This is a genomic window from Mesorhizobium sp. M1A.F.Ca.IN.020.06.1.1 (assembly GCF_004023265.1).
In the GTDB taxonomy this organism is placed as follows: Bacteria; Pseudomonadota; Alphaproteobacteria; order Rhizobiales; family Rhizobiaceae; genus Mesorhizobium.
The window spans coordinates 1-437 of the sequence record NZ_RZSR01001815.1 but is presented as its reverse complement, the minus strand read 5'-3'; the positions used below and the strand labels follow the sequence as shown (position 1 = coordinate 437).

At 65.2% G+C, this 437-nt stretch carries 1 pseudogene; it reads right to left on the bottom strand.

Going from position 1 to position 437, the window contains the following annotated elements:
- Window positions 1-428, bottom strand: a pseudogene (locus tag EOA60_RS37035) (DNA polymerase IV); the annotation flags it as partial.
- Window positions 429-437 lie beyond the last annotated feature (9 nt).

The window sequence follows — 437 nt, the reverse complement described above, 5'->3', positions numbered from 1 at the left end:
CAGTAAGAGAGACCGGCGGAAACGGTGATGCCGAGTTCCTTCTCGACGGTCTGTGCGAAGCGGGCCAGCACAAGCGCCGGCGGCATGCCATGCAGCCGCTCGGTACCGGCGAGGTCGAGAAAAGCTTCGTCGATCGACAGCGGCTCGACCAGCGGCGTCAGCGCCTGCATCAGCGCGCGCACCTCGCGGCTGACACCGACATATTTTTCCATGTTCGGCGCAATCACCACGGCCTCGGGACAGGCCTCGAGCGCCTTGAACATCGGCATCGCCGAGCGCACGCCCTGGATGCGGGCAATGTAGCAGGCAGTGGAGACGACGCCGCGCCTGCCGCCGCCGACGATCAGTGGCTTGTCCTTCAGCGCCGGATTGTCGCGCTTTTCGATGGCGGCATAGAAAGGGTCGCAGTCGAAGGGAGCGATGTGCAGCCGGGAGAG